19 protein-coding genes and 6 pseudogenes are annotated in these 25,405 nt (G+C 38.9%); 11 read left to right on the top strand and 14 right to left on the bottom strand.

The annotated features are described in order from the left end of the window. Positions 1–56: 56 nt before the first annotated feature. The 5 genes from ACOT8F_RS15645 to ACOT8F_RS15625 all read left to right on the top strand — a co-directional run bounded on the left by ACOT8F_RS15645 (position 57) and on the right by ACOT8F_RS15625 (position 9,033). A complete protein-coding gene (locus ACOT8F_RS15645; protein WP_421652868.1) occupies positions 57–746 on the top strand; it encodes an RNA polymerase sigma factor in 690 nt (229 codons plus the stop codon). A 41-nt stretch (positions 747–787) separates the two neighbouring features. After that, positions 788–1,363: an ATP-dependent Clp endopeptidase proteolytic subunit ClpP gene (gene clpP / locus ACOT8F_RS15640; protein WP_421652853.1), complete on the top strand. Its 576-nt coding sequence runs from the start codon at positions 788–790 to the stop codon at positions 1,361–1,363. A gap of 132 nt (positions 1,364–1,495) precedes the next feature. Then, a complete protein-coding gene (locus tag ACOT8F_RS15635) occupies positions 1,496–2,791 on the top strand; it encodes a glutamate-1-semialdehyde 2,1-aminomutase (protein WP_421652852.1) in 1,296 nt (431 codons plus the stop codon). Between the two features lie 314 nt (positions 2,792–3,105). Then, the gene (locus tag ACOT8F_RS15630; protein WP_421652851.1) at positions 3,106–7,578 is read left to right on the top strand and encodes a glutamate synthase-related protein; all 4,473 of its coding nucleotides are present in this window, start codon (positions 3,106–3,108) and stop codon (positions 7,576–7,578) included. A gap of 378 nt (positions 7,579–7,956) precedes the next feature. Continuing rightward, positions 7,957–9,033 carry an FUSC family protein gene (locus ACOT8F_RS15625; RefSeq protein WP_421652850.1) on the top strand — a complete coding sequence of 359 codons (1,077 nt, stop codon included), beginning with the start codon at positions 7,957–7,959 and terminating at the stop codon, positions 9,031–9,033. A 382-nt stretch (positions 9,034–9,415) separates the two neighbouring features. Here the strand turns inward: ACOT8F_RS15625 and ACOT8F_RS15620 are convergent, their stop codons facing one another. Both ACOT8F_RS15620 and ACOT8F_RS15615 read right to left on the bottom strand, forming a co-directional pair. Continuing rightward, positions 9,416–9,667, bottom strand: coding sequence for a LysR substrate-binding domain-containing protein (locus ACOT8F_RS15620; RefSeq protein ID WP_421652867.1), 252 nt, complete (start codon positions 9,665–9,667; stop codon positions 9,416–9,418). 12 nt (positions 9,668–9,679) lie between these two features. Then, positions 9,680–9,880 (bottom strand): LysR family transcriptional regulator, encoded by a 201-nt coding sequence (locus tag ACOT8F_RS15615; protein ID WP_421652849.1) that lies wholly within the window; start codon positions 9,878–9,880, stop codon positions 9,680–9,682. Positions 9,881–9,981: 101 nt separating this feature from the next. Here ACOT8F_RS15615 and ACOT8F_RS15610 point away from each other — a divergent pair, with 101 nt between their 5' ends. Further along, positions 9,982–10,572 (top strand): LysE family transporter, encoded by a 591-nt coding sequence (locus ACOT8F_RS15610; protein ID WP_421652848.1) that lies wholly within the window; start codon positions 9,982–9,984, stop codon positions 10,570–10,572. 202 nt (positions 10,573–10,774) lie between these two features. On the opposite strand, the gene hpaB is transcribed toward ACOT8F_RS15610, so the two are convergent. Then, the gene (hpaB, locus tag ACOT8F_RS15605; RefSeq protein WP_421652847.1) at positions 10,775–12,226 is read right to left on the bottom strand and encodes a 4-hydroxyphenylacetate 3-monooxygenase, oxygenase component; all 1,452 of its coding nucleotides are present in this window, start codon (positions 12,224–12,226) and stop codon (positions 10,775–10,777) included. 116 nt (positions 12,227–12,342) lie between these two features. Here hpaB and ACOT8F_RS15600 point away from each other — a divergent pair. Next, a pseudogene (locus ACOT8F_RS15600) lies at positions 12,343–13,455 on the top strand (IS110 family RNA-guided transposase); the annotation flags it as partial. 121 nt (positions 13,456–13,576) lie between these two features. On the opposite strand, the gene ACOT8F_RS15595 reads toward ACOT8F_RS15600, so the two are convergent. Beyond that, positions 13,577–14,242, bottom strand: coding sequence for an O-methyltransferase (locus ACOT8F_RS15595; RefSeq protein ID WP_421652846.1), 666 nt, complete (start codon positions 14,240–14,242; stop codon positions 13,577–13,579). 284 nt (positions 14,243–14,526) lie between these two features. Here ACOT8F_RS15595 and ACOT8F_RS15590 point away from each other — a divergent pair. Further along, positions 14,527–14,631 (top strand): annotated as a pseudogene (locus ACOT8F_RS15590) (aminoglycoside phosphotransferase family protein); the annotation flags it as partial. Positions 14,632–14,740: 109 nt separating this feature from the next. Here the strand turns inward: ACOT8F_RS15590 and ACOT8F_RS15585 are convergent. Then, positions 14,741–15,446 (bottom strand): annotated as a pseudogene (locus ACOT8F_RS15585) (phosphotransferase family protein). Between the two features lie 328 nt (positions 15,447–15,774). Between ACOT8F_RS15585 and ACOT8F_RS15580 the strand changes: the two are divergent. Then, the gene (locus tag ACOT8F_RS15580) at positions 15,775–16,437 is read left to right on the top strand and encodes a helix-turn-helix transcriptional regulator (protein ID WP_421652845.1); all 663 of its coding nucleotides are present in this window, start codon (positions 15,775–15,777) and stop codon (positions 16,435–16,437) included. A 334-nt stretch (positions 16,438–16,771) separates the two neighbouring features. Here the strand turns inward: ACOT8F_RS15580 and ACOT8F_RS15575 are convergent, their stop codons facing one another. The 4 genes and pseudogenes from ACOT8F_RS15575 to ACOT8F_RS15560 form a co-directional block, all read right to left on the bottom strand. Next, on the bottom strand, positions 16,772–17,677 hold the full coding sequence (locus ACOT8F_RS15575) for a PhzF family phenazine biosynthesis isomerase (RefSeq protein ID WP_421652844.1): 906 nt from the start codon (positions 17,675–17,677) through the stop codon (positions 16,772–16,774). Between the two features lie 152 nt (positions 17,678–17,829). Then, complete coding sequence (locus ACOT8F_RS15570; protein WP_421652843.1) at positions 17,830–18,321, bottom strand: DinB family protein; 492 nt, start codon at positions 18,319–18,321, stop codon at positions 17,830–17,832. Positions 18,322–18,623: 302 nt separating this feature from the next. Beyond that, positions 18,624–19,040: pseudogene (locus ACOT8F_RS15565) on the bottom strand (GNAT family N-acetyltransferase); the annotation flags it as partial. A gap of 11 nt (positions 19,041–19,051) precedes the next feature. Beyond that, complete coding sequence (locus ACOT8F_RS15560; protein ID WP_421652842.1) at positions 19,052–19,261, bottom strand: hypothetical protein; 210 nt, start codon at positions 19,259–19,261, stop codon at positions 19,052–19,054. Between the two features lie 249 nt (positions 19,262–19,510). On the opposite strand from ACOT8F_RS15560, the gene ACOT8F_RS15555 reads away from it, so the two are divergent. Beyond that, positions 19,511–19,891, top strand: coding sequence for a hypothetical protein (locus ACOT8F_RS15555; RefSeq protein ID WP_421652841.1), 381 nt, complete (start codon positions 19,511–19,513; stop codon positions 19,889–19,891). Positions 19,892–20,172: 281 nt separating this feature from the next. On the opposite strand, the pseudogene ACOT8F_RS15550 reads toward ACOT8F_RS15555, so the two are convergent. The 3 genes and pseudogenes from ACOT8F_RS15550 to ACOT8F_RS15540 form a co-directional block, all read right to left on the bottom strand. Next, positions 20,173–20,541: pseudogene (locus ACOT8F_RS15550) on the bottom strand (GNAT family N-acetyltransferase); the annotation flags it as partial. Positions 20,542–20,724: 183 nt separating this feature from the next. Next, positions 20,725–21,453: a MerR family transcriptional regulator gene (locus ACOT8F_RS15545; RefSeq protein ID WP_421652840.1), complete on the bottom strand. Its 729-nt coding sequence runs from the start codon at positions 21,451–21,453 to the stop codon at positions 20,725–20,727. Between the two features lie 1,046 nt (positions 21,454–22,499). Beyond that, positions 22,500–23,147 (bottom strand): peroxiredoxin-like family protein, encoded by a 648-nt coding sequence (locus ACOT8F_RS15540; protein ID WP_421652839.1) that lies wholly within the window; start codon positions 23,145–23,147, stop codon positions 22,500–22,502. Positions 23,148–23,629: 482 nt separating this feature from the next. On the opposite strand from ACOT8F_RS15540, the pseudogene ACOT8F_RS15535 reads away from it, so the two are divergent. After that, positions 23,630–23,977 (top strand): annotated as a pseudogene (locus ACOT8F_RS15535) (Tn3 family transposase); the annotation flags it as partial. Here ACOT8F_RS15535 and ACOT8F_RS15530 read toward each other — a convergent pair. Further along, positions 23,921–24,178 (bottom strand): GNAT family N-acetyltransferase, encoded by a 258-nt coding sequence (locus tag ACOT8F_RS15530; protein ID WP_421652869.1) that lies wholly within the window; start codon positions 24,176–24,178, stop codon positions 23,921–23,923. The pseudogene ACOT8F_RS15535 and the gene ACOT8F_RS15530 sit on opposite strands and share 57 nt — an antisense overlap. A 332-nt stretch (positions 24,179–24,510) precedes the next feature. After that, positions 24,511–25,392, bottom strand: a complete 882-nt coding sequence (nikC, locus tag ACOT8F_RS15525; protein WP_421652838.1) for a nickel transporter permease — start codon at positions 25,390–25,392, stop codon at positions 24,511–24,513. Positions 25,393–25,405 lie beyond the last annotated feature (13 nt).

Raw genomic sequence — 25,405 nt, 5'->3', positions numbered from 1 at the left:
AAAAAACGTTTTATAAATAGAGATGCATCTCTAAAGGAGTGATCACTTTGAAACAAATGCTTAAGCAGCCATTAACAAAAGCCGAAAATACCACTCATGCTGACAATCAGTTTGAAGCCAAATATGCTTCTTTGTTCAAGTATTGCATGCTATTAACCCGAAATAAGTGTGAAGCGGAAGACCTAATGCAGGATACGTGGCTTAAAGCCATTGAAACCTACGGTAATCTTGAATCTGCTCCTCTTGCTCTTCTCAGCAAAATAGCTTACAACAAACGGATCGACCAATTTAGAAAAACGCGCCTGACTAAGACGCCTTTAATAGAAGAAGTTTTTTCCGATGATATCAAAAATATGGAGAAAGCCTTGATGGCAGCCGAATTGCTTGCCGATCATCTGACAGCCAAACAAGCCACCATTCTTTTATTAAAAGAAGCGCTGCTCTATAAGACAGAAGAAATCGCAAAACTAACCGGATATACACAGGAAACGGTAAAGTCACTTCTTTATAGAGGAAGACAGCGCCTGAAAAAACGGAATGATCAACCAGAGGAAGAAGACTTTTCCCGAAATAAGGAAAACCTCGAGGAATGGAAGGAAGCCTTAGCAGAAGCACTGACATTGGAGGATCCCTCAAAAATTCTTTCTCTTCTATATAAAGAAACCAAACAGCCTGTCATGCTTTCACATTATAGGGCAGCGAATGGAAGATACCCATCTGCACCAACAATGAAAATGGCAGCATAAGGGGATTCCCCCTTTGCTGCACATCCAAGGGGGAAATCAATATGTCCACAATTCCATATGTAGTGGAGCAAACCAAATACGGCGAGCGTTCGTATGATATTTACTCAAGACTTTTAAAGGACCGCGTGATCATGATTGGTGAAGACGTGAACGATCAAATGGCCAACAGTATCGTGGCCCAGCTTCTTTTTCTTGCAGCAGAAGACAGTGAAAAGGATATCTCCATTTATATTAATTCACCAGGCGGCTCCATTACAGCTGGCTTCGCTATTTTTGATACGATGCAGTATATCAAGCCTGATGTCCGGACGATCTGCCTGGGTATGGCTGCTTCCATGGGCGCTATGCTTCTCATCGCCGGCACAAAAGGGAAACGCTATGCTCTCCCAAATAGCGAAATCATGATTCATCAGCCATCAGGCGGTGCCCGGGGCCAGGCAACTGATGTAGAGATTACGGCTCAACGTCTGCTAAAAGCAAAAAACGACATCAACCGGATTATCTCTGATCGAACCGGCCAGCCAATCGATAAGATAGCAAGGGATTCGGAAAGAGATTATTATATGACAGCAAAGGAAGCATTAGCTTACGGCATTGTTGATGAGATCATTCAATAGATTGGAATTGTCCATTTGGGGTGCGGTGACAATTATTTCATGTCTTTAAAAAGAATCAGCAGCAAAGTCTAAGAAAAGAGCCCTAAAAAATGCTAAACTATTATCCGAAGAAACTTTTTTAGGAGGACCACCATGAAATTCACCAATTCCGAAACGCTTCACGAAGAAGCATTACAGCATATTGTTGGAGGGGTCAATAGCCCTTCCCGCTCTTATAAAGCAGTTGGCGGCGGAGCACCTGTCGCGATGGAAAAAGGAAAAGGCGCGCACTTTTGGGATGTAGACGGCAACAAGTATATCGATTACCTTGCAGCTTACGGACCGATTATTACGGGCCATGCACACCCTCATATTACGAAAGCCATCACAACGGCAGCTGAAAAAGGAGTCCTTTATGGAACTCCGACACCGTATGAAGTGAAATTCGCTAAAATGCTAAAAGAAGCAATGCCGGCAATGGATAAAGTCCGCTTCGTCAATTCCGGGACCGAAGCCGTTATGACAACGATTCGTGTCGCGAGAGCCTATACAGGCAGGGATAAAATCATCAAATTCGCCGGCTGCTACCACGGCCATTCTGATTTGGTGCTGGTTGCTGCAGGCTCTGGCCCTTCCACTCTTGGCACTCCTGATTCAGCAGGTGTTCCGAAAAGCATTGCGAAAGAAGTCATTACTGTGCCATTTAATGATATTGCCCCTTTTAAAGAAGCGATGGAAAAATGGGGCTCAGAAATTGCCGGGGTTCTCGTTGAACCGATTGTCGGAAACTTCGGCATTGTTGAACCGCTTCCTGGTTTTCTCGAAGCTGTTAACGAAATCACCCATGCTTCTGGCGCACTCGTCATTTATGATGAAGTCATCACAGCCTTCCGCTTCATGTATGGGGGAGCCCAGGATCTTCTGGGAGTTACCCCTGATTTAACGGCAATGGGTAAAATTATCGGCGGCGGACTGCCGATCGGGGCATACGGCGGCAAAAAAGAAATCATGGAGAAAGTTGCTCCCCTCGGACCTGCTTACCAGGCCGGTACAATGGCAGGAAATCCGGCCTCCATTTTGTCTGGGATTGCTTGTCTTGAGGTATTAAAGCAAGAGGGTGTTTATGAAGAGCTTGACCGTCTCGGTGCTATACTCGAAGAAGGCATTCTAAAACACGCTAGCACTTATGGCTTTCCCATTACACTCAATCGCCTGAAAGGTGCTTTGACCATCTATTTCACCAATGAGAAAGTCATCAACTATGAACAGGCAGAACGGACTGATGGAGAAATGTTTGCGCGCTTCTTCAAGCTGATGCTTCATAAAGGAATCAACCTTGCTCCTTCTAAATATGAAGCCTGGTTCTTAACGACAGAGCATACAGAAGAAGACATTCAGCTAACACTGAAGGCTGTTGAGGAATCTTTTAAAGAATTAATGAATGAATAAAAATACAGCATTATACCAAAGGGAGATCAGCCGATTCTCCCTTTTTTTATTTATTTATTTATGAAATCGCTTACAACTAGGGTTTACAAGCCTCTTTTCCCCTTTAAAGCCATGCCAAACGTGTCCTCTTCATTCGAAACAATGTATAAATAATTGAAAAGATTTTCTCACAATGGTATGATTGAAATTACAATTCTGAAAATTTAATATATTGCCAATCATTTAGTTTGGCAGTTGAATAGCTACAAAAAATCAGCTGCAGGAGGTGAAGGCTGTCATAGAGCGGGACTCTCCCCTCTTTATAGCCAGACGACATGAAGCAAAACTGGAACCCGAGTTTATTCAAAGATTACCATCATGCAGAACACGATGCATGCGGAATTGTCTCCGTAATGGAGAAAAGGCGCATCCCTACGAGAGAAAATATTGACTTGTGCATCGATGCCTTAATTACGATGAACCATCGTGCAGGCTTTATTAATGATGAAGGTGATGGCGTCGGTATCCATATTGATATTCCGAAAGAGCTTTGGAAGGAAAAACTGAGAAAAGCAGGACAAGACGACAGTCTTGTTGAACGCGATGATTTTGTTGTGGGACATTTGTTTCTTTCAAGACATGGCAATCAGTCCGCTTCTATAGAAGCCGTAAAAAAATGGTTTACTGAATACGGATTAACCATTGTCTTTGAAGATGACAAAACCACTGATTCACAGGCACTTGGCCCCATCGCATCACAGGAAGAACCTCTGTTTTGGCAAGTTGCCATGATTTCTGAAACCCCGCAGCCTGATCTCTCCAAGAAGCTGTTTGAACTAACCATTCATCTTGAAAAAGACGAACATGTCCATGTCTCTTCTTTAAGTACCTATATGGCCGTATACAAAGTAATGGGCGCAGGTGATACCCTTCCGAAATATTATCTGGATTTAGCGAGTCCTCTTGCTGCATCAAGCATGACACTTGGCCATAACCGCTACTCCACAAATACCTTATCTAATTTCTTCAGGGTGCAGCCTTTCAGCATGCTTGGCCATAACGGGGAAATCAATACAATTGCAAAGCTTCGTGATGAAGCCCGCATGATTGATGCACCAATTACGATCGGAGGCAGTGACTCACAGGATTTAAACCGCACAATCGAAACACTTGTGTGCAGAGACGGCTTCAGCCTTTTTGAAGCGGTTGACGTTCTGTTTCCTCCTATTATGAATGAAATGAAATCCTATAAGCCTCACTTAAAGGATCTGTACGCTTATATCAGAGAAGCGTGGGGACATTATGCACAAGGTCCAGCAGGTATCATTTCCCGCTACGGCGAGGAAGCTGTCTTCAGCGTTGATGCTCTCGGTCTGAGACCGCTATGGCAAGTTGAAACAGAGAGCTCCTACCTATTCTCTTCTGAACCGGGAATCATTCCTGTTTCCAAGTACACAGCTGATCCCAAGCCGCTTGCACCAGGTGAAAAAGTCGGTTTGAGATGGAATGAAGATGTCCTTGAAGTATATGATTATCCAAGCTACCAGGAAGAAGTTTATACTCTGTTCTCTTCACGGGTTAATCTTGAAGGCTACAGCACGCATATTGATTATCCTGCAAGCAAAGGCCAATGCTCTGCTTCCCCTGTTCCAAAGGTTCATAACGGACAATATGCCGCTTTCGGATGGGACCGCGAGCAAATTCAGCTTCTTGAGCAAATGGCAGAAAAAGGTGCGGAACCAATCCGTTCACTTGGCCATGATGGACCCCTTGCAGCTATTCATGAAGGCAGAAAGAATTTGGCTGATTTCTTCAAAGAAAGCGTTGCAGTTGTTACGAATCCTGCTATTGACCGCGATCGCGAAAACGAACACTTTTCTACTCGTGTGGTAGTCGGGAAACGCCCTTCCCTTTTTGAAAAGCATGAAAGAAGCTATGTTTTAGAGCTTCCTTCTCCAATCGTGCTGGAAGGCCAGCTGGCATCTGCCTGCAGCAGTGAAACAGCCCAGCTTCCATACGAAGAAATAGTAGAGACTTTTTCGAAAAATAAACAGCTGCATATCCTCTCTGCAGTATTTAGGGAAGAGGAAAGCTTGAAAGATGCACTTGACCGTCTTTCGGTTGAAGCTGTTGAAGCGGTTAAAGCTGGCGCTTCTCTCCTTGTATTGGATGATGAATCAGCACATAAAGATGGCAATCTGTGGATTGACCCACATCTTTTGACTTCTTATATTGATCAGGCTCTTGTAACAGTTAAGCTTCGCCGTGAGTGCAGCATTTTGCTTCGCTCAGGAGCCATTCGTTCCCTGCATGACTTGATTACGGCATTTGGACTTGGAGCCAATCTGATCAGCCCTTATTTACTGTTCGCAACAGTCAGTGAGGATGAAACAACTAAGCCTGCCATCAATTTATTCGATTCATTAAATAAAGGGCTTGAAAAGGTTATTTCCACAATTGGTATCCATGAGCTTCGAGGGTATGGGCGCCTGTTCTCAAGCATCGGGCTGAACTCAGAGGTAGAGGAAGCGCTTGGTATTGTCAACTTCCTTGGTTCTCCTGAGCTAAAACACAACTTTGAAAACATGAAGCTTGATTCCATCGAACGGGCAAAAGAATATGAAGATGAAAAAGCGCGCCCGGGCAAAACGTTCCACATCTTCCCGAGGATCTGGAAAGCAATCGGTGATGTCGCATCAACAGGAAAATATGATGCTTACAGAGAAAAAATCACTGAACAGGAGACATCCAATCCCATTACGATTCGCCATGTGACGGAGCTAAAAAGAACCAATTCATCGATTTCACCTGAAAAAGTGAATATAGGAGTCGGAGAGCATGATTTGCCGTTTGTCATTTCCTCCATGTCCTTCGGTTCCCAGAATGAAGTCGCATTCCGCGCATATGCAGAAGCTGCCGATCAGCTGAACATGATCAGCTTAAACGGTGAAGGCGGAGAGATTAAGGATATGCTCGGCAAGTATCCAAAAACACGCGGACAGCAAATTGCTTCTGGCCGTTTCGGTGTTAACGCAGAGCTCTTGAACTCTTCCAATCTATTAGAAATTAAAATCGGCCAGGGTGCGAAGCCTGGTGAAGGCGGACATCTTCCAGGATCAAAAGTGACAGCAAAGATTGCTGAAGCAAGGAACGCAACGATTGGTTCAGACTTGATTTCTCCTTCCAATAACCATGATATTTATTCGATTGAGGATCTTGCTCAAATGATTACCGAGCTAAAAACAGGAAATGATCAGGCAAAGGTTGCGGTTAAGGTCCCTGTTGTTCCGAATATCGGAACCATTGCAGTCGGCATTGCGAAGGCAGGCGCTGACATTATTACACTTAGCGGTTTTGATGGCGGAACAGGTGCTGCAAGGATCCATGCCCTTCAATATGTTGGGCTTCCCGTTGAAATCGGTGTTAAATCTGCTCATAATGCACTGCTTGAAGCAGGGCTTCGCCATAAGGTTGAACTATGGGCTGACGGGGGCATTAAGAGCGCTGAAGACGTTGTAAAGATTATGCTCCTAGGGGCAAACCGCATAGGATTTGGAACACTTTCAATGATTGCAATCGGCTGTACCACATGCAAAGGATGTCATCTTGATACATGCCATGTCGGTATCGCCACACAAATTGAATCAGAAGCGCAGGCTAAAGAACATGGGCTTCGCCGCTTTGTACCGCGTGAATACAGCAAAGCCGTGCTTGGCTTAGTGAATTTATTCAGTGCATTCGGAAAAGAAGTTCAAACCATTGCAGCTGAAATGGGCTTTAACCGCCTTCAGGATTTGGTAGGACGTTCTGATCTCTTGGAGCAGACAAAAGCAGTCGATTCACTTAATCTTTCTTTGCTTCTTGAAAATCTTGATATCCCGAATCTCGCTCAAAAGGAAGTGGCTGCAAGCACGCAGGAAAACCACCTTGCCGTTGCTGCTGGAGCGGAATACCTTGATTTGCATGAGGATGATCTTTTAGAATCAAGAAGTTTCTCAAGCATCACATCAAATCAAAGAGTTCTTGGCAGCAGAGTTTCATGCCATAGGGTAAGAGGGAGACTTGATGGCTCCTATATAAAGCTTGATGATGTCAACCTTGATTATAAAGATGGATCTGTTCCTGGCAACGGTCTTGGTGCCTACAATTCAAGCGGAATCAATATTTCCGTTGAAGGCGGATCACAGGACGGCACCGGTAAAACATCCTTCGGCGGCTCCATTAAAGTGCTAAAAGGAAAAGGAGCTGACGGACGCTATTACAGCGGTTCTGTCGGAAAAGGTTTTGGATACGGCGCACAGCAGGGCTTGCTCCTGGTCCAGGGTAATGCAGATGCTCGTGCGGGAATCAGGCTATCAGGCGCTGACATGATTATCGGCGGCCATGTTACCTCCCCTATTCCAGAAGCTGAACATGGCAATATCGGGGTGAATGCCAACATTAAAGGCTTTGCATTTGAATACATGACAAACGGCCGCGGTCTTGTGCTTGGTGATCCGGGCCCATGGATTTGTGCCGGTATGACTGGCGGAGCTGTCTATGTTCGCCACCAGCCGGAAATGGGACTGACAAAAGCAGCAATCGAAAGAAGGGTTGCAAAGGGAGCCAAAATTGAAGTGCAGCCCCTTCAGGCAAACGGCAAAGCAGATGTGACGGAGCTGCTTACAGCCTATATCGAAACATTGAAAAAACACGGCCAAAAAGAAGAAGCTCTTTCTCTTGAAAAGCTCCTCACAGAACCGGAAATGCATTTCTTCCAGCTGATTCCTGTGAAGGAGCAGGCTGATCCGTCTGTATCTACTGAGTGATTAACAAATCACCATGTATTAAAAAGCCGCCTGGGATTGTTTTCTAGGCGGCTTTTATTTTATTTAGGCATTTACCCTGCAGTCTTCAAAAAATAAATACTTTTTCATAATGGAATGAACGATTAACGAGATCAAAAAGATTGCTGAGAGCTATTTATGGAAAAAAACTTTACCTAAGGAATGTTAATTTTTTGTGTAAAATAGGGTATATTACCTTGAATAATCTTTTTAAACATTGTATATTACAACTTTGTGAGATTGTCATTTTAAGTTGATTTCCTATAGAATAAGCTTTAAAGTTGTGCAAATACTTAACTGAAATAAGGTCTTATTAGACAGATCCTTATTTAATTTCGAAAGGAATGTAAAATCGCCCAAATGAAACTTGGTGCACGTATTGTTAAAACGGGAATAGCCATAACACTGGCTCTTTGGATATCTTCGATTCTAAATCTCCCGTCCCCTGCTTTTGCAGGGATTTCGGCAATCTTTGCGATCCAGCCGACTATATACCGTTCCTACTTGTCAATGATTGAACAAATTCAGGCAAATTTTATTGGGGCAGCTTTTGCGATCGGTTTTGGCTTAGTTTTCGGCTCTCATCCATTTATTATCGGCTTAACCGTCGTAATTGTCATTATGATTAATTTAAGGCTCAAAATTGAAAATACCATTTCCGTTTCTCTCGTAACCGTAGTGGCTATTATGGAAAGCAAGGGAGATCATTTCCTTCAATTCGCACTTATGCGCTTTGGAACCGTTATGCTTGGGGTGCTTGCAGCTTTTGTTGTCAATCTTGTTTTTCTCCCGCCTAAATATGAAAAAAAGGTGTACAGCAGAATTGTGGCCAATACGGAGGAAATCCTGAAATGGATCAGGCTGAATCTCCGTAAGGCTGCAGAGCATTCGGCTTTGAAAGAAGACATTGATAAGCTTAAGGAAAAAATGTTTAAGCTTGATCAGCTTTACCTTTTATATAAAGAAGAACGTACTTATTTCAGGAGAAATGTAGTAGCTAAATCAAGAAAGCTTGTTCTTTTTCGGCAAATGCTCGTCTCAACGAACAAGGCTCTAGAGACACTGAAAAACCTCCACAAGGTGGAAAATGAACTTCCGCATACACCAGAGGAATTTCGGCAGGAGCTTGAAACGGAGCTTGATTACCTGCTGAACTTTCATGAACGCATTCATCTGAAGCTGACGGGCAAAATTAGAGTGCAGACGTCAGAAAGCCTAAATACAGAAATGGACCATAACAAAGAGAACTTGATGGTACGCTTTATGGAATATCAGAATAAATGCGAGAATAAAAGCTGTTCGTATCACTTGCTTCCTCTTATTGCGAGCATTCTCGATTACAGCGAGCAGCTCGAGCATCTGGATACACTGATTACAAGCTATCAAAGCCATCATAAAGAAGATAGTGGAATTGAATTATCATCAGAACACGAATAACCGGACCTCTACAGGTTCGGTTTTTTTTCTTGCTTTTCTAAATAACCTTACCCGATTGATGTCTAAATCTTCTTCGTGATAAACACCCCTTTTACGAGGATATAGAATGGTTGGTTGGAATAGAGGCTTTATATTTTAAGAAATCATTTTGGTTCTATAACAGGTCTATAAATTTCTTAGTTTAAAAAATGTCCAAGTATTCTATTTAAAAATTCTTCATAAAAATTATATTTTTTAGACTAAGTAGAAATAAATTGCTAATTTGGAAAAACAGGATTATTATTTGAAAGTTTATTGCCTATAGGTTAGCTTGTATGACTTAACACTCTTTTGATAATCTTATGAATTAGCGCTAAAGGAAAATCTGCTAATTCTTCCATTACTATAGATGACCCAATCCTCCTACATCATAATGGACACCAAAATCAGCACCACCATTTATTAATTGATCACGGATTGTATAACAGTTTAGCGCTTGTAGTGAAAGTTTTACACCAGGCGCTTGCTCTCGAAAAGCCTTTAAAACAGGCTGCATTTGATTGGTCAACAATGTCTCTGGTATTGCAACCTTCAAATTCCCTTTAAGTTCCTTTGTTCCCTTACCATAATTTTTTAACTGTTCAACTGATTGCAGTATTGTTTCAACTTAAGGCAGAATATCTTCTCCAGCTTGTGTTAAAACCATTTCCCTCCCTATTTTCTCAAATAATTTAACAGATAATTCCTGCTCCAACTGTTGTATTTGAAAAGTTACTGTCGATTGAGTGTAGTTTAATTTTCGGGCAGCACCGAGAAAGCTGCCAGTTTCTAATATCGTTTTGAGTGTTTGAAGATATTTAAGTTCCATTACACCCTTCATTCACTTTCATCGAATTTTGAATTTGAATAATTCAATTTGATTGATATATCCTTTGATGATATTTTAAGAGAAAGGGAGGTGGGTTTCAAGTGAGTTATGGTGTTTGGCTATCCTTTTTTTCTTACACTATAGTAACAGCCCTTTCGCCAGGACCAAATAATATTTTAGCACTCAATTCTACTGGAAACCTCGGACTAAAACAAAGTAGAAAATTGTTGTTTGGAATTTATACAGGATTTTTAGGCGTTATGGCCGTGTGTGGTGTTTTTAGCACCTTTTTGGTAGCGATGTTGCCAAACATATTGGTCTATATGAAATATCTTGGTGTAGCCTATATTGTTTGGCTGGCATATCACGTCGCAATCAGCAAGCCTATGGAAGTAACGGAAAATGAAAATTCTCAATCGTTTTGGAGAGGCTTTATACTTCAATTTGTGAATGTGAAAATTATTTTATGGGGCATTACTGTTTTTACCAGTTTTGTACTGACAAATTATCATTCTTCGATTGCAATTTTAGGGTTCATACTATTGTTATCTCTAATAGGAAATGGAGCCACTCATGTTTGGGCAGTTACCGGTTCCGCTTTTAGTGACTTTTTAAAGAAATATTGGCGTGTTTCCAATAAAGTTATGGCGGCATTACTTTTATATAGTGCCGTAAAACTAATTTTTTCATAAAATACAAGGAGAATAACTATTGCCCTTAAATCCAAAAAGAGCGCAATCTTTTCTACAGGAATACGTTCGATTGTTGAACATCAAGGGCTGTTGCGCTGGCTCGCATTTATCTAACTCTAGCACCCGTTTGTTTAAGTACATTGCTACAGGAAGTTTAGTCTGATCGTCATCATAAGGAAGAATTTATCCTCTGATATATCATTTACTCTTGATGTTTTAAATTCAAGAATGAACTGACTGCTTCAACTAGTTCACCTTTTGGATATGCCCAGTATAAACGACTGGCTAATCGAACAGGATCACCAAAAAAGTACCTTTCATATTGGGTCTGTCTAGTACCAAATGAACTCATCGTTAGGTCCCATGCTAAACGGAATAATTTAACACGGTCCTCGGCATTTTTACTGTCTGCTTGAAGGTATTGGTCGAGATCCCCTCTAATTTCAGAATTGAACGCTTTTTCGGTTGGGAGGGTAACCATTCCGCTTGCCCCAATTAATTGAATGATTTCACAGAAACGGGGATAAATTTTGGGGAAGACGTTGCTGATGACTTGAAGGGGAGTATCACCTGGTCGCATATAGCCCCATTGATCTAGCTCTGCATCGTTTTCCGATTTTTCCAGCAGTGCTTTCATAGTTTCAATCCCAATAATAATTTCTGAAAGTTTTTCTTGTATATGCTGATATTCATCCACATTAATGGTTTCCACAAGGAGTTGAGCGATACCTAAAAGAAATTCTGTTTTCACAATCTGTCTGGTTGCAGCTTGATGATAAGCAAAATTATGGAAAGAGCTTTGTGAGATGAAATCCGTAGCAGTCTCAGGACTATCATAATAAAACACCCGATCCCATGGAACTAATACATTATCAAAGACAATAACAGTATCCATTTCTTCATATCTTGAATTAAGCGGGTAATCAAAACTCGAATCACCTAAAACAAAAGACTCTCTGCAGATAAATTTTACTCCTTTGGTGTTTGAAGGGATGGAACAGGCAAAGGCTTGATCTGGATCAAAGAATAGTCTGGGAGCAGTAAAAACCAGTACTTCATCGGTTAAACCACCCTGTGTAGCCAAGAGACGGGCCCCCTTAATGACAATTCCTTTTTCATTTTTATCAATGACTTTTGCTGAAATTGGTTCTTCAGAAAAGCCCAAGTTAACTTGCGAACGATTCACTTGGGGAGTAATAAAAGTGTGTGTAAACGACAAATCTTGTTCCATAGCCTTTTCATATAGGGATATAATATTTTGAGGAAAACAATTTTCTCTGCCATTTAAAAATTGAGCAGAGGAGGCAAAACTCATAATAACAGTGTTCACATAATCAGGGCTTCTTCCCATCATTCCCTGAGTGTGTCTTGCCCAGTGTTGGATCATTTTTCTTCTTCTTTTTAAATCCTCTATCGTTTTTGGCTGCAAGAATGAAAGGCCGATTGGCTCTTCTTTCCCTGGGAGAAAAAAAGTCATCTCATCTTTTAAATTTTGATCCTTTTGCAAATCATAAAGAGAAGATTTTGACTTTAGAAGTCCTTTAAAGGCAGGATGTTCGGAAATCTTCCCCTCGATTTTTTCGCCATCTAACCAAATTTCATTCCCAAGCTGATCCAATCGCTCAATAAAATCTTTTCCACTAATGGTACCCATTTTGCCACTCCTTGGATAATTAATGATGATATTTTCTGTTTAAATTATCTTATTGTGAAAGGCTTATGCTTGTTCATTATAAATGCATTTTTTTCCCTAAGTTAGGTTTTTTTAAAGGTCTGGAAAAACTGCATTCACTTCTCTCCGATGTTGAAAGAATAACGGGGGTAAAACCTCCATTAGTGATGGAGTCAACAGGTCATTACCATACTCCGGTTGTTCATTATTTTGAGGAAAGAGGCTACTTGATTATTATTGTCAATCCTTTAGTCTCTTATCGAGCAAAGAGTTCAAGTTTAAGAAAGGTAAAGACAGATATTATTGATGCCAATCATCTCTGCGAGATGTATTACAAAGAGGATTTGGAACCTTATAAAAAACGCGGGATCCAGCTTTTGAACTTTCGAAACCTGACCAGACAGCACGAAAATATTACAGGGATTTATGTGCAAACAAAACTTCAATTCCAAGAAGTTCTGGATCAAGTGTTTCCAGTATATAGAGGAGTGTTTGGTGATTTATATTCTGCCGTCTCCCTACTCACCTTACTTGAATTTCCTACATCTCAAAGTATCTTAGAAGCAGTTACTAATACAATAAAAAAGTTATGTCCAAGGCGTTCCATCAAGTGGGCTAATACAAAAGCGATAGCCCTTTTAGCTGCCGCGAGTCAAAATCCTTTTAGGGAAAATCTCTACCAAAGTCATATCTTAAGCTTGGAAATGTATATAAAAATGCTTCTAGAATACCAAAAGCATCTATCCAAATTTGAAGAAGAGATAGATGCCTTGGCAAAGGATATTGAAGAATATAAAATCATCCAATCAATCTCTGGTATCGGAGAAAAGATCGCTGCCACGATCATTTCCGAAATTGGTGAGATTGAACGGTTTGATCACCCTAAAAAGCTTGTCGTATTCGCTGGAATAGACCCGAGTATCTTTGAATCAGGTAAATTCAGAGGTACCGTAAACAGGATCACTAAAAGAGGTTCCAGCCGACTTAGACACACTCTGTATATGGCCGTCAGATGTGCCATTCGCGATTGCAGAAATAGCAAAACGACGGATGAACTAATCCCTCGCAATAAGAGGTTGAGAGAGTTCTATGAGAGGAAACGCGAAGAAGGAAAACCCTTTAAAGTAGCAATTATAGCCTGTGCCAATAAGCTTTTACACTGGATTTATGCCCTTTTGAAAAGCAGAACAACATTCCAAGATCTAGCTTAGTTACTCAAATTGACTAATAATCTTCACAATCTTTTTTACCTTAACCAAATCTAATGCCCTAAATGTGTAGGGGCATTACAAAAAGACGCCTTCTTATTAAAGAAAAGCTAAGTGGGTTCTCCTATTTTACAACCCCCAAAACAAACCCATCATACCCTTTTGCACCTACAGTTTGAATGGCCGTGGAATCAATGCGTGACTCTTTTGATAACAAATCAATAAATTGACGAATACCCTTCACAATTGAGTCTTCAGTGTCATCTTCAATCACTTCTCCATTAAGTACCACGTTATCTACAATGATAACTGTTCCAGGTTTTGATAGTTCTAGTGCCCAGTTCAAATATTCTGAGTTGTTTGGTTTATCTGCATCAATAAAGATGAGATCGAAGCTTGAAAATCCTTTCTTCTTTAGGGTTGGAAGAGTTTCGAGCGCTGGACCTACCATGATGTCAATTTGATTCTCTAATCCTGCGTTTCTTATATTCTCATTTGCCACTTCTGCATGCTTTTCACTAAATTCAAGTGTTACGAGATGTCCATCCTCAGGCAATGCACGCGCGAGCCAAACACTGCTATAGCCACCTAGAGTCCCAATTTCAAGGATATTCTTTGCTCCTTTAAGCTTGGCAATCAAGTAAAGTAACTTTCCCTGATTAGGTGACACATCAATAGCGGGCAACCCAGCTTTTGCATTTGCTTCCAGAATTGAATTCATAATTGGGTCTGACTTTTGAAGTTTGCTGCTAAAATAAATATCTACATCATTCCATGAAAAAATATTCATAACGTCCCCTTCCCCTTCCTTTTTAAAAATAGTACATATATCCAATTGTATTATTCTATTATTTAAATTATTCGTTCAATCCTTTATCTGGACTAAAGATGTGTTCTTAAAGAACAGTAGCAATAGGTAAGCGTTTGAAGTGATCTCCATTTCCCCTGCTCCATACAGAATGTGATAGTTTCCAATCGTTCAGGGCTCCATCTAACGATATGTACATGTTACTCATAGAATTGGGGTAATCCGATTGATTCCATTCCGCATTTTTCACGGTATTTATTAATCTTCAGAAGGGCTATGAGTCCATTCGTCCAATTATTGATTTACAAGAAGTTTTACCGTTTTATCGCTTTACCGATGCGTTTAATTCAATTGGTTGGTGTAAAAGAAGAACTGCCATTTAGTTTAAGTAAATTTCTTCACAACAATATTAACAAAAATATCCTGTTTTTTTGAAAGTCTTATTCAATTAAATGGCCCAATAAAAAGAACGCTTTCTTACTAAAGAAAGTACGCATCCATTGTTCCGTGATATTTCATAAAAATATCACGATTAATTTTTGTGAAGTCCATTTCGGTTGCGCCAATTCTGACACTTTCAAAATCGATGACGCCGGCCACTTGATTTTCATGAACTAAAATATTGCCTGGTCGAAAATCCATATGTATAAAACTAGGTCCGTCTGGAGACGGAAGTAATTTTAGTTGACGTTTAAAATGCTTCAATGATTGTTCGTATAAACGAGGTTCAATCACTTCTTTTACATCTTCTGCAAAGGAATAAAATTGTCGCTTAATAAACTCAGACCATTGACCATACACATAGGAAACGGAACTTTTGAAATCCTGCTCATTTGGAACGATTGCATGCAGCATTGCGTGGTGTACTCCGATATCATAAGCTAAAGCTGTATCCACCCTCTCTGTAATCGGCACACCGTTGATTGCGGATAATAATAAAGCACCAGTGACATCCTCATTACCTTCCCAATAGTCTAACATTTGTGGTACAGGAAGCTCATTGCGTAATCGTTTAAGTACAGTATATTCAAGTTCAAGCTTTGCTTTGGAATAAAGAGATTTTTATATAGACATTACGATAATCGATTAGTTGGATTTTATAAACTTCAGAACTAAAAGACTGCGGAACATCCTCAATTGTTAACATTCAACTTAAATTATCTATCACTTGTTGTAACATATCCATTCGCCCCCCCATTTCAGTACAGTTAATCTTCTTCACAATCTCCAAAAATAATAACATAAATATCCATTATTTTTGGAAGTCTTACTACATTAAATGGCCTTTTAAAAGAAACTAAGCGCATCCCTTGTTAGCGAAAGAATACATATTTCTTTGTATCATTTTAGGACTCAACCAAACAGTCACTAATTTATCTCTTATTAACAACCTTTGAATAAAAAATCTTATGGTACAAACAATATAAATAATTTTGCTGCAAAATCAGGAGGGGATCATATGGGAAATGTTTGGGAAACAGTTATGGATGCGATGAAATCAATGACAGTTCAAGATGGGGCAGCTGATTCAAAGTCCAGAAATCAAATCAACTATGACGAAAATCCGTGCAATGCAAACAGAACAACTGAACGCAGAGATGGATTTTTCTTTGCATTTTACTGGTTGGCAAGGAACAGAAGAATTGAAGGCCGTAGCTGAGTCTTTACAAGAGGCAATCCGTGTAAAATTAATTGTCAAATTTGACTATTACGATGCCAATGGCACACACACTTCTCGAAAAATTGAACCATATCACTTGATGTATAAAGGCGAACGCTGGTACTTACAAGGGTATAGCTATGAACGAGAGGATTTTCGCACCTTTCGTTTAGCTCGCATGTTGAATTTGAAAATTACAAACGAAACATTTAATGTCCGCGATTATATCGTAAAAGACATAATACCAAAAGAAAAGCTTCCCCAGTTTTACCCAGTTCGTTTGAAAGCGAATATGCGGGTTCGCGATATTATTATCGAACGCTTTGGCACCTCGGTGATTACACTGTGTGATGAAACAACCTACTATGTAGACCTGCAACTTCCGAATGTTGAGAATGCCTATCGTTTTATTTTACAGTTAGGAGCGAATGCCGAAATTATTGACAGTGGTCTTTTTGAAAAGGATTTTCACAAGTATTTGGCAAAAATCCTCAACATCTATGGACCTAATCTTTAAAACCAAAAAGATATTTCCACTAATCAGAAGACTACTTATAAGCTGGTATTTTAAAAAATCTCACCGTTGCGGAGGCGAGCATTGGAATTCATGTCAATTAAACCCCAAAATACAGCTTTGAAAAAAATATGAGCAAAAATACTCCCAAACCCATATTTTACGATAAATAAGAAGAATCCATTTTGAAATAAGATCGATCAAAATGGATTCTACCTTAGCAGAATTAAGTTTGATTATTAATCATTTTCTACCTATGTTGTTCAACACACGGCGCCCGATGGTTGAAAATCACTGCTGAGAATTGTTGAAGAAAAGCGCCTTTAATTGAGTAACTTTATTCATCTTCTAAACAAACATCGAAATCCTTAACATAAACTGCGTTCCCAGTTATTTCAACATCATAAGATTCACTGTTTTTCGAAATATGTACCATAACCCGACCATCTTTTTCAATTTCATGACCTTGCTCTACTATAAGATTCAGAGACTCTTCAAAATTGTTGTTTTTTATGTATTTAGCAAAAAATGCTCCCATTACCCCCGAAGCAGTTCCCGTAACCGCATCTTCAATTGTCCCAGAGAATGGTGAAGAAAAGTGTCTCGCATGCATATCAACATTAGTATCATAGGTTTCCAAACAAAAAGGATGAATAGATGATTTGGGTATTTCCTTCAAAATCGCAGGGAATTCCTTATTATCAGGTTTCATTTTTTTAAATGCATCAAGTCCTTTTATTGGAATTAATAGTGTCCAAGTACCTGTACTTCCGTATAGAGTCGGTAAGTCTTCATGAATATCTGATTCTTTTAATCCTATCAAATTGGCTAAATCTTCTTTTGACCCTTTGAATTCTTCAAATTGGGGTGAAGCCTGTTTCATTGTTATAAATATTTCACTCTCAGTAGTTGATTTAATTTTAATCGGCAAAATCCCTGCCCTTGTTTCAATTGTAAAATCCGTTTTATCGCCCAATAACCCTTTTGTTTTTAACGCATAAACAGTTGCCATTGTTCCGTGACCACATAAGTTCATTTCGTGTCCTGGTGTAAAAAAACGTATTCTAAGGTCAGCTACTTCTGATTTAACTGGAAAAGCTGTCTCATTAAACCCTGCTTTGAAAGCTATTTCTTGCATTTCTTTATCGGTTAGGTCATCTCCGTTTAAAACTACACCAGCTGGATTCCCTTTATTAGGTTCTTTACTAAACGCATCATAATGAAGAACCTTTATGAATTTCACATTACATTCCCCCATTGTTCAATTTAAAATTCTTCATTATTTTACCATTAATTACTGATTGCTAGTTTAACTACATGGCCAATACAAAAAGAACGCTTTCTTACTAAAGAAAGACGCCCGATTGCGGAACAAAAAAATGTAAGTTCCCACATTTATTCCACTTTAATATTAGCTTTCCAGCTTTTTTGTAGTTTCCGAATGTAAACGATTTGTCCAATGTGGTAGGCGTTATGCGTGGACAAATTTCCTAAAACTGCCCACCACTTTGCGGTCTCAGGGAAACCATTCACATCATTTTCTACCTTTTCTTCAGTCAGTAGGTCTTGCCATTGAAGCAGGACCGCTAAGAGGCACTTTTTTAAGTCAACAAACGTTTTATTATCCGTAATAATAAAGCTTTCATTATTGTCACTTATGGGCGCAACAGCATTCACATGAGATTTTTTGTATCTCTTTTGCCAAGTTTTATTCCAGTAAAGAAGATGTTGTACAATTTCTGCAATACTGTTGCTTTCATCATTAGGTTTCCAAAACGCTTCTTCTTCTGATAAGTTTGCAACTGATTCCGAAAACGGAACATACCAGCTAAGGTCGTTTGCATTTGCTAACAATTGATCTGCCAAAACATCTTTAGCGTGAGACATACCAATCAGACTCCTCCTAATTATAAATTTTTACTATTCGACGGCCTTCTGAAAACTGCTGCTTTATTCCGTTAAATGGCCCTTAAATGGATTAACATGTATAGCCGTTGACATAGGATGCAAAACAAAAAAAGAAAATCATAGTTAACCTTAACCTAAATATAAGTTTATGGTAATGTTTACCTTGTAAAACAAAAAAGGTATATTATTATCTATCCTTTTAGATTATAAGGAGGAAAAATGTTTAAAAACTTAGTTTAAATTACCTGCTGTTTTCAGTATTATTAATTGTTATTATTTTTTTACTTTTTAATCTTTATATTAATAATAGCTTCGCAGGCCAAGAAGTAAATTATAATGAAACCCGACTTATTATAGATGGAATTTTTGGGGATTCCACTACAGTCAATAACAATACTACTATTGAAATCACTGATAAAAAGGGGCGAAAAGAGACATACAAGATTAGAGGAAGTATATTTCATTCTATAGAAAGGTATTATGCTGAAAATACAGGATCTAATAAAATTGGTTACAATGAGATAAAGGTCTTCGTGCCCGTTCATAAGTAGTGCATTAATGCTACTCTTAATTAAATTCGTCGAAAGCCCTTGATTTAAATATTTTGGATGTGTTGCCGAGTATGTAAGGAACGGTCTATCCTTCCACATCGTAACCATGGAAAACGACACTGGTTCTCCATTCACTTTTGCTACAAATGAACAATCGTTTAAGAACGCTCCATACTTTCAATGGTATCCTGGGTTTCTTGAACAGCTTGTTCTGGGGTTTCTCCATCATAATCGATGGTTCCGAAATAGGCTTCGTAAAACAGCTTCCCTAAACGTAAAACATCATTTTCCTCAATGTTTTTTATGGCAGCTTCGTGGGGAAAAGTAATGCTTTGCTTCGACAAAACAAGCTTCATTTTTGTACGCATCTTGTTGATCCTACCTCTCCTTATGTTCAAATTCTTTAATATAAATTCTTCGCTTAAAGGAATTTTTCCTTCTTGTGCTAACCTGGAACGTTAGTACAATAAGAAAGGGGATCGCCGCAACCATCCCCTTATTTAATATAAGCCCCCTACTAACTCTTACGAGTTAGTTTAGACTAAAAGCAAGCTATTTTACAATTTCTAATTGGTATATAATAGTGTGAAGTAATATATTAACGGAGGGTAATGAAAATGAAGATTTTGTTTGATGAAACATTCACTTCAAATGACGGAAAACCAAGAAGCAGGAATATTTGGTATGGAAATGCTGATATATCTGTTGATGGTGAGTATGGAAAAAGCATTAAGCTTACTGAAGATTTTATGGATAATTTATGCGAAATCATAAAAAATGACTTATCTAAGGATGCAGCAAATGCGCCTACTGAAACTAACTGGTATTTCTATGGTGGAAGTACTGTAACTCAGGACATCCTTCCGACAATTATGGTTCGTGAGAGATCTAACGAGTTTATAACTAATTTTAATATAAGTGACCACGATTTTGCAGTAAATATTGATGCTATTCTGTTGTTTAAGGCGGATTTTGAAAAACGTTTAGCGAGTCATTGATGAGTTATATCAGTATAAGCATTTTCAAACTATTTGAGGGGATGATTTCATATTGAATTCATTCTCTTTTTTCATGTGGTGGGAGTCATTTTGTATGGAGGAAAAAGACATTTAGAAATTCAGATTGTGAATAATTACACTTAAATTAAACTGCCCCGTTATGTTATTCCACAATCTGGCCCTTAACATAAAGAAAGAGCACAATTCATGCTGCGGAATTGCGCCTTTTTCTGGAATAATCATATAACTGATATTAATTGGTATTAGTTGAATAAAATTCCTTAAATAAGATTAAGGTCTCCTTTTATTATTGAGTACATATATAAATCATCAAATTTACCACAAGTATATTCATAATGTCTTAGCAACCCCTCTCTTGTAAACCCTTGCTTTTCTACTAATTTTTGTGACGGGAGATTTGCAGGTTCTATTAAAGCTTCAATTCTTTCTAATTGATAGTGATGGTACCCAAATTTAACAACTGCTTCTAATGCTTCACTAGCTATTCCTTTCCCCCAGTAATCTTTACTTAATTCAAATCCAACTTCAGCTCGATGATGTTTGGTAACCATATTAAGAAATCCACAACTTCCTATAATCTTTCCAAAATCTTTTAATGTAACTCCCCATCTAATGCCAGTGCCTTCTTTGATAATAGGGGTATAACCAACTTTTTGACATAAAACCCACTCTAATACATTTTATGGAAGAAAAAAGACGATTTTCCCTACTCTAAGGGAGAAAATCGTCTTTACTAGAAAACACTCTTTGTAATCTGTAACATAAAGCTCTCGAATTTTTAATAACTCTAAAACAGAGTAGCTTTTATAAAGCTAAATGTGTGACATTGCTTTTTTAATATACTTATAAAGCTCTCCGTCTACCCCATATTGCAGTGGATTGTATGGGTTTTCTGCATGGAAACGTTCAGCTGCTTTAACGATCTCAGGGTCACCACCAGTAAACTTATTTGTTAATTCCTTCCAACGTTTAGCTAATTGTACAACAACAGGGCTTTCTATTGGTGTATCTTTTTCCATTTCTAATCTGACATTAGCAATTAATTCAGCCCAATCATTTTCCACTTGCCTTTTTTCTTCTAAGCTGAATAGATCCGTTTGATTTTTCATTTTTTCTAATTGTTCTTTCGTAAAATACTTTTCACTCATATTTATCACCTCAATTAATTTAATAAATTGTTCAGATTGAACTTCCTGTTGATTTGTTAGTAGTTCATACATGCCTTCTAGCCTACTGTACAACTTTTCTTGTACCTCAATTTGTTTCTTTACAGTTTCTAACTGCAGCTTGATTACTTCAATTGGATTAAAATTAGGATTTTCAATCGCTGCTTTAATCTCTTCCAAAGAAAACCCCAATTGTTTTAGTGATAGGATTTGTTGCAACTTTGCAATATCTGCTTCGTTATATATTCTATGTCCCGATTCCGTAACATCAGATGAAGAAAATAAGCCAATTTGGTCATAGTGATGAAGTGTACGTACTGTTAATCCGGTTTGCTTTGCTAATTCTCCAACTTTCCATTTTTTATTTATGATCATCCCCTCATTTCGTACGATTTGTTATTGCCGGCAAATTTACTATACAACCTAACGTTGCGTTAGTTTCAAGCCCCTTTTATTTATTTTTTTACGATTAATAAAAATTTCATTTATTAAAAACTCCATAAAACGAACATTTTAGGGAATTTTATAAATTGATGGTAAAATGAATGTTTTTAAGTCCCTAAACCTTTCCCTTATTCAAACTTCCTATATAAATACAGAGAAACGTTTACGGGAATGTCCTTAGCGTGGGTTTTACGTCAAAATGTTGGTAGTACCCCATGCCCATCAAGCTAAAAACAAAATAGTCCCCCAAAACAAAAAAACACGCTATTCTTTCTTTATGACTTAAAAAAGAAAGGATGGCGTGTTTTCTGTGAAGGTAACCACCAAAGAAGAACTTCCTTTGTTTTCGCAGGTATTGCAAGACTATCTTTCTCCTACGGAACTCGAACAATTGGCAAGAGCAACCGAATTTGTGAGACGAACGAGCAAATATCGGGCACAAGATCTGGTTAGCCTGTGTGTTTGGTTGAGTCACAATCTAGCAAGTACATCTCTAACCTAGTTATGCAGTGAGTTGGGATCTGCAACAGGAATTAGCATGAGTGCAGAAGGATTAAACCAACGCCTGAACGAAAATGCAGTCACTTTTCTTCAGCAACTGTTTGCTCGTCTACTGAAAGCAGAGCTAGGTTCAGCGAGTGTAATCCCAAGTGTCTACCGCGATCATTTTCTACGGATTCGGATTCTCGATTCGGGGGCCCTGCACATATCCAGTAAGCTGGTTCAGAAAGGTTACCAACCACAGCGTTGTGTAGCCTTTTTTATTTCCTAGAATCAATGTTAAGAATATTGTGTATATCTAAGCCGGAATATTGCGTAGAACACATTATTTGTTTAGTGATAATTCCTCGAAAAAAAATACAAATGAACATTTTCGGGGGATATGCAAAAAACCCCTTATTCCTGCGAGAAAAGCCCAACATTTCATTCTGGGGGTACTATAAAACCTTAACTGAATAGCGACATTTTTTTAATTTTTACCGAACCTCTTTTAACAATTCTACCATTCTTGAGGGCTCTTCTCTTTTTGTAAAGTCAGGATCTACACTCACGAATCGAATTTTTGCTGATTGGTCAATAATATAGGTCGCAGGAACTGGGAGCTCCCATGCATCATTTCCGTTATGCTTTGTTAAATCTGAACCATATTTCTTATAAATTTCAATTTGATAATCAGGCAGCTTAAATATTAAATGGTAGTTTTTAGCAACGTTTCCGTTCATATCACTTAGAACAAGAAATTCTAACTCGTTTTTTTCTTTCGTCGAGAGTGAAGAATCAGGAGTTTGAGGACTAATCGCAATTAATTGTCCTCCTGTTGCTTTAATATCTTTTAAAACTCGTTGGTAAGCTCTTAATTCTAGATTACAATACGGACACCATCCGCCTCGATAGAAAGTTAAGATGACAGGTCCTTTTTTCAATTCTTCATAAAGGGTAATGGAAACGCCTGTGGCATCTTTTAAGGTAAAATCAGGTGCTAGTTCACCAATCGATAATCCCTTTGCTACATTCGATTCGACCAATTCTTTTGTTGCTTTTGCGATGATTTTTTTGTTTTCAATCAAGACTTTTTCTTCAAAGCTTTCTTCAAATTGCTGAATATCATCAACTAATTTTGTCATTGTTTTCACCTCTTGAATTTTTTCCACAGACTGTACCCGAGGCACAATCTGCTCAAATAATAATCACAACGCCTAGTACGGTACAGGTTCAATCAACCACACACAGACTAAACCAACCAGAAAAGATAATTAAGTTCGATTTGGGTAAACGTTGGATAAACAGTTCCCATTCGAGTTTCTAGATCGTCCATGATGGATCATTGCCACCACCAAACCTGCAAAACATCCACCAATGATTGCAACATCAAACTGTTTCATCATCCATACCTCTCCTGTGCTGTTTTATCTTTCATAAACTAAGACAAAGAAGAGGATTTGTGACATTCGTTCATAACTTTTTTTCTGTGAAAGTCTAAATTGCACGTAGAGCACCGTGTAAAAAAAATAGAATGCTCGAGACATAAAGATTTTGTCTCTAGGTTTAAAACATCAGCATATGGTCATCCTGTTAAGTTGTTGGTTTGGCGGAGACTGGTTCACCTGCGGAAACCATTACGCAAGCCAATAATCGCCTCGTGGAGTTCCATAGCCGATTGAAACTAGCACAAACATGGGGTGGTGGGGAAGTCGCTTCTGCGGATGGATTACTTTTCGTCACACCCGTCAAGACGGTTCATTCCGGTCCAAATCCCAAATACTTTGGCAGAGGATGAGGAATCACGTACTACAACTTTATGAGTGACCAGTTTACAGGCCTTCATGGATTAGTGATTACAGGTACGATCCGCGATTCGTTATACCTATTGGAATGCATCCTGGAACAAGAAACGGTACTACAACCAAAGCAAATCATGACTGATACGGCTGGATATAGCGATATTATTTTGGGGTACGGCCATGGTGGTACCCCTAATAGAGTTATACCAATTAATTTCATCCCAAATATCTTTAACTGTCTGGAAAGGTGCTAACCCCATATGCTTCACAACATCTTTATCAGATAAATATTTAAACAAATCATTAGCATCCTCAGTTGTTACTTCTCTTAAAATTAATCTTTCAGTTTCAATTAACGGAAATTCTTTTTTCATTAATTTTCCTTCTCTCTATTAACATTAGATTATTTTATATACTCTGTTTATTCCAGTAAACTGCGCCCTTTAATTTAATACCAATTATTTCAAAATTCCATCTTTTTAACAATACGTTATTCAACAATCTGGCCCTTTAATTGAACAATCAGGTGGCGTTTAAGGGACAAAAGAAAAACCCTATTTTCCAAGGTTTTTATCAATCATTATTTTAAATAATCGAACTTTGTTTTAAATGATCAATCTATTAAAAATCTACACATTGTTCTATTACTGATGATTAATTCATAAGAAAAGAAACAGCTGCCGGATAAAAATTCTGCAGCTGTTTCTTATTTCATTTTCGGATCAAGCGCATCCCTTAAGCCGTCCCCCATCAAGTTAAACCCAAGAACCGTCAGCATAATAGCAAGCCCCGGAAAAAACATCGTCCACGGCGCCTGAATGAGATACTGCTTCGAATCAGAGAGCATTTTTCCCCACTCAGGATTCGGTGCCTGAGCTCCGAGTCCGAGAAACCCGAGTGCTGCGGCTTCAATGATCGCCGTTGCTACAGCTAGAGATGCCTGCACAATAATCGGTGAAAAACTGTTTGGCAGGACATGTCTGAGCAGGATGCGGGAGTCCTTCATGCCGATCGCTCTTGCCGCAGTGATGTATTCTTCCTCTTTTACACTCAGTACCTTTGAACGGATGAGACGCCCGAAGGCTGGAACATTAATAATGGCGATGGCAATGAGGGCATTTTCAATGGAAGGACCAAGGATGGAAACTATCGCAATGGCAAGCAGAATACTAGGGAATGCAAGCATGATGTCAAAAACTCTTGAAATAATCGTATCGGGCCATTTTCCGTAATAGCCCGCAATGATCCCTAGAAGACTACCTGCCACGACTGAGCCTAATACGGAAAAAAAGCCAACAAATAAGGATATTTTCGCTCCATACACAATCCGGGAAAAGATATCACGTCCAAAGTCGTCTGTTCCTAGCCAGTATTCTTTAGAAGGCGGCAGCAGGCGCTTTGTGAGCTCCTGATCATTGATCCCATGAGGCGCAAGGATCGGAGAAAGGATTGCCAGTAATATAAAAATGAAAACAATGCCCGTCCCGGTAACAGCCAGCTTATTTTGAAAAAACGTTCTTGTTTTTTCCTGAAAAGGTGTAAGTACCTTTTCTTCCTGGACAGTTAATGGTTTTGTCAAAGCAGTCATGCCGCTTCCCTCC

It is taken from the genome of Chryseobacillus diguaensis, from assembly GCF_049220665.1.
Taxonomy (GTDB): Bacteria; Bacillota; Bacilli; order Bacillales; family Bacillaceae; genus Metabacillus_B.
Note: the sequence above shows the minus strand (reverse complement) of the source record. Positions and strands in the feature narration are given on the sequence as shown.